Origin of the sequence: uncultured Algibacter sp., assembly GCF_905480415.1 — a bacterium.
Taxonomy (GTDB): Bacteria; Bacteroidota; Bacteroidia; order Flavobacteriales; family Flavobacteriaceae; genus Algibacter_B.
The window spans coordinates 1-5297 of record NZ_CAJQQI010000070.1 but is presented as its reverse complement, the minus strand read 5'-3'; the positions used below and the strand labels follow the sequence as shown (position 1 = coordinate 5297).

Below are 5297 nucleotides of genomic sequence, written 5' to 3'. Positions count from 1 at the left end.
TAGTAATGATGCTATGTTAGTGGCAGAAAAACTTGGTATTCCGTTTCAAACAGTTGATTTAAGTGAGCAATATAAAGAACGCATTGTTGATTATATGTTCCATGAATATGAAAAAGGAAGAACACCAAATCCTGATGTACTTTGTAATAGAGAGATTAAGTTTGATGTGTTTATGAAAATTGCATTAGAACTTGGTGCCGATTATGTTGCCACGGGTCATTATTGCAGAAAAGGGGTTATTGAAAAAGGTAATAAAGAGCTTTATCAGCTTCTAGCAGGAGCCGACGTAAATAAGGACCAGTCGTACTTTTTATGTCAGTTATCTCAAGAACAGTTATCTAAGGCTTTATTTCCTATAGGTGAATTAACAAAACCTGAAGTCAGAGAAATTGCTACAAAACTAGACTTGGTAACTGCAGAAAAGAAAGATTCGCAGGGCTTATGTTTTATTGGAAAAGTGAAGTTGCCTGATTTTTTGCAACAACAATTGAAACCAAAAGAAGGCGTTATTGTTGAAGTTCCAAAAGAGCAAGACGTTTTTAACGATGTTGAAACTGCATTTAATTCTACAGAAGAAAAATTAAAATATTTATCTCGTAAAATTGAATATAAGATTTCCGATGGAAAAATTGTTGGTAAGCATCAAGGTGCGCATTATTTTACTAAGGGCCAAAGAAAAGGACTTGCTGTTGGAGGAACGGTAGAACCTTTATTTGTTATTGATACGGATGTTGAAGAGAATGTAATTTATACGGGGCAAGGAAAGGAGCACCCTGGGCTTTTTAAGAAAGCTTTATTTGTTTCCAATGCAGAATTACATTGGATTAGAGAAGATTTAAAACTTCAGATAGATGAAACTATGGAAGTTTTAGCAAGAATTAGATATAGACAACCTTTACAAAAAGCCATTTTACATAAAGTTGATAGTGGACTGTATGTTGAGTTTAAAGAATTTCAGTCTGCCATAACAGAAGGGCAATTTGTAGCTTGGTATATTGATGATGAGCTTATAGGTTCCGGAGTAATTTCATAACTTAGCATTACTAATTATTAGTGCTATGAAAAAAGTGTCATTATTACTTTTAGGTTTCACCTGTATCAGTTTTAGTCTATACGCGCAAGTAGAAGATGCTTGGGTTTATTTAACAGATAAACAAAATGTCACCGCTTCTGTAAACAATCCTATAAGTATACTTACCCAAAAAGCTATTGATAGAAAAAATGCTCATGGTGTAACTATTGATGCTCGTGATGTTCCTGTTAATGAAACGTATATTACACAACTTAAAAATACTACAGGTATCACCGTTATGGCAAAATCCAAATGGTTTAATGCGGTTCATGTAAGAGGTAGTCAAGTACATATTCAAGCATTATCAAGTTTGACTTTTGTTAATAGCATTGATTTTGCAGACAAAAGTTTAAACGCTAAAAGCACAAGTATATCAAAAAAACAAAAAAAGGAATCTAAATTAGAAAGTGCTTTTACAACATTCAATTATGGAGATGCTTCTAATCAAATTGAAATGTTTAATGGCGATGATCTGCATCTAGCAAATTATACAGGAACAGATATGACTGTTGCGGTTATGGATGCTGGCTTTCCAAACGTTAATGCCATGACGTCATTTAAAAGACTTAGAGATGCCGGTAATTTATTGGGTAGCTACGATTTTGTAAATAGAACTGTTGACGTATATACTAGTACCGGAAGTAATCATGGAACTTTAGTTTTAAGCGATATGGCTGGTTATATTGAAAATCAATTTGTGGGTACGGCTCCAGATGCTTCTTATTATTTGTTTATTACTGAAGATGCTCCAAATGAAAATCCTGTTGAAGAAAGTTATTGGGTTGAAGCAGTTGAAAGGGCAGATAGTTTAGGTGTAGATGTTATTAATACATCTCTGGGATACACGACTTACGATAATGCTAATTACAATTATACTCCAGCCGATATGGATGGAAATACGGCATACATTACTAGAGGGGCTAACATCGCTTTTGAAAAAGGATTGCTTATGGTTACATCTGCTGGTAATTCTGGCAGTTCTGGTTTTGGAGCTCCTGCAGATTCTCAATACGTATTATCAATTGGAGCAGTAGATGCGTTAGGGGCTTATGTTACTTTTAGTTCTGTTGGTAGTGATATTCAGCCTTCACAAAAACCCGATGTTGTAGCTCAAGGGCAAGCTAGTTATGTTATTACAGAGGATAATATTATTGCTACAGCCAATGGAACGTCTTTTAGTTCACCTATTTTGGCAGGCGGTATAGTCTGCTTATGGCAAGCATTACCAAGTAAAACTAATGTAGAAATTATGCAATTAGTCAGAGCGTCTGGATCTCAGTATACAACGCCAGATTATTTTTTAGGTTACGGCATACCAAATCTTGAATTAGCATTAAATAATGCTTTGTCAGTTGAATCTAATTTGGATAATGATCTAAATATTAAAATATATCCAAATCCTGCAAAAGATAAGTTTTTTATACTATTGCCTTCAGTAGATGATTTAATCACATTGGATCTTTATGATATTCTCGGAAAAAAGATCAATAGCTATAGTGTTTCGAATAGTAATAATATAGTCGATATTGCTTATTTGCCGAAAGGGATTTATTTAATTAAATTAGAACTCAATACTATTTCAAAAACATTCAAACTAATTAAACAATAATGTCGAACAGAATTACTGAGCTTTTCAAAATAGAATACCCTATTATTCAAGCAGGAATGATTTGGAATAGTGGATGGCGATTAGCATCTGCATCAAGTAACTCAGGAATACTGGGGCTTATTGGAGCAGGTTCTATGTATCCTGAGGTATTGCGCGAGCATATTCAAAAATGTAAAAAGGCTACGGATAAACCTTTTGGAGTTAATGTGCCTATGTTATACCCCAATATTCAGGAGATTATGGATATCATTGTTGATGAAGGAGTGAAAATTGTTTTTACTTCGGCAGGGAATCCTAAAACTTGGACGTCCTGGTTAAAAGAGCGAGGTGTTACTGTAGTCCATGTTGTAAGTAGTGTGAAGTTTGCTTTAAAAGCCCAAGAAGCGGGAGTTGATGCTGTTGTTGCTGAAGGTTTTGAAGCTGGTGGCCATAACGGTCGTGATGAAACAACTACACTTGCGCTTATTCCTATGGTTAAAGAACACATTCAACTTCCTTTGATTGCAGCAGGAGGTATTGCTTCTGGAAAAGCGATGCTGGCAACTATGGTCTTAGGAGCAGATGGTGTTCAAATTGGAAGCAGATTTGTAGCTAGTCAAGAAAGTTCTGCTCATGTGGCATTTAAACAAATGGTTGTTGAAGCGAAAGAAGGTGATACACAATTAACACTAAAAGAATTGGCTCCTGTTAGATTGATAAAAAACGAGTTCTTTAAGCAAGTTCAAGATTTATACAAAACTACTCCAACAATAGAACAACTAAAAGAATTACTGGGAAGAGCAAGAGCTAAACGTGGTATGTTTGAAGGCGACTTAAAGGAAGGCGAGTTAGAAATTGGGCAAATTTCTGGATTGATTCATGATATTAAGCCTGTTGCAAAAATTGTTGAAGATATTATTAAAGAGTTTGAAGAATCAAAAAAAAGGGTCTCAACGTTATAATTCTATTTTTTATTAAGAAGCTTACGCATTAATTTAAAATCCTTATAAATAAAGCCTAAGTCTCCATATATGTAGACTGTCAATTTTTAGTGAGCATAATAAATACCGCATATATTATCAAAAAATACAGGTAACTAGGAATACTTGTCGATTAGTCTTTTTTTCTAAAAAGAAATTATCAAATCTCTGAAATATAGTGCGTAAAGTTTACTTTTGCTAAATGCAAATAAGCAATTATACTAAAGAGTTTAAATACAATTGGCAACTAGCTGCGCCAGTAATGTTAGGCATGCTTGGTCATACTTTTGTTAGTTTTGTTGATAATATTATGGTTGGGCAGTTAGGTACAGCAGAATTAGCTGCAGTGTCTTTAGGTAATAGCTTTATGTTCGTTGCTATGTCTTTGGGAATTGGGTTTTCTACTGCGATTACGCCTTTAATAGCTGAAGCAGATTCCGCAAAAGATTTTATCCGTGGCAAATCATCATTTAAACATGGGTTGTTTTTATGCACGATTTTAGGAGTGCTTCTTTTTTTACTTGTATTCTTTGCAAAGCCAGTCATGTATTTAATGAAACAGCCTGCTGAGGTTGTTGAGTTAGCGATTCCTTATTTGGATTTGGTTGCAATTTCATTAATTCCATTAATTATTTTTCAAGGATTTAAACAATTTAGTGATGGGTTATCGATGACTAAATATCCTATGTATGCTACGCTAATAGCTAATATTATAAATATTATTTTAAATTATTTATTGATTTTTGGAAAGTTTGGTTTTCCGGAATTAGGAATTGTTGGGGCTGCTTATGGCACACTAGTGTCAAGAATTATAATGGTTTGGTATTTATGGTTTTTATTAAAAGGAAAAGAAAAATCAAAAGCATTTGTTACCAATATTAAGTTTTTTGTACTTGATAAATTGATGCTTAAAAAGCTCATCAATTTGGGAGCGCCAAGTGCTATGCAAATGTTTTTTGAAGTCGCCATTTTTACTGCAGCCATATGGCTAAGTGGCTTATTAGGTAAAAACCCTCAGGCAGCAAATCAAATTGCTCTAAATTTAAGTTCAATGGCGTTTATGGTGGCTATAGGCCTTAGTGTTGCAGCCATGGTTCGCGTCGGTAATCAAAAGGGCCTAAAAGCTTATTTTGAATTGCGTAGAATTGCCTTTTCTTTATTTTTAATGGGTACACTAATGGCTATTGGTTTTGCATTAATTTTCTTTGTATTACATGATTATTTGCCAAAAATATATGTAGATTTTGATGATGCTGAAAACCTTATTGATAATAAAGAAGTTGTGAGTATAGCTTCAAAATTATTAATAGCAGCTGCTATTTTTCAAATAAGTGATAGCATTCAAGTATTAGTCCTGGGTGCATTGCGTGGATTACAAGATGTTAAAATCCCAACTATAATTACGTTTATATCGTATTGGTTGGTAGGATTTCCGATAAGCTGGTTTTTAGGAAAAGAAGATGCTTATGGAAGTTTTGGAATTTGGTTAGGATTACTTGCAGGTTTAACTACGGCGGCAATTTTATTGTATATTCGATTTAACTATTTGACTAAAAAGCTAATTTTATCTAACAACTAAAAATTTTATAATGACACTACCAAAATTTATACTTGGTGATAATACAGAATTTCCGAATGCTATTTATGTTGTTCATAC

At 33.8% G+C, this 5297-nt stretch carries 4 protein-coding genes; all 4 read left to right on the top strand.

Features of this window, described 5'->3' with window-relative positions:
• The coding region (gene mnmA, locus QZ260_RS05600; protein WP_295983736.1) for a tRNA 2-thiouridine(34) synthase MnmA at positions 1-1033 on the top strand (1033 nt) is incomplete at its 5' end.
• A gap of 25 nt (positions 1034-1058) precedes the next feature.
• Positions 1059-2681: a S8 family serine peptidase gene (locus QZ260_RS05595; protein WP_295983734.1), complete on the top strand. Its 1623-nt coding sequence runs from the start codon at positions 1059-1061 to the stop codon at positions 2679-2681.
• Positions 2681-3622, top strand: coding sequence for a DUF561 domain-containing protein (locus tag QZ260_RS05590; protein ID WP_295983731.1), 942 nt, complete (start codon positions 2681-2683; stop codon positions 3620-3622). Before QZ260_RS05595 ends, QZ260_RS05590 begins: the two co-directional genes overlap by 1 nt.
• A 220-nt stretch (positions 3623-3842) precedes the next feature.
• Positions 3843-5219 (top strand): MATE family efflux transporter, encoded by a 1377-nt coding sequence (locus QZ260_RS05585; protein WP_295983729.1) that lies wholly within the window; start codon positions 3843-3845, stop codon positions 5217-5219.
• Positions 5220-5297: the final 78 nt, after the last annotated feature.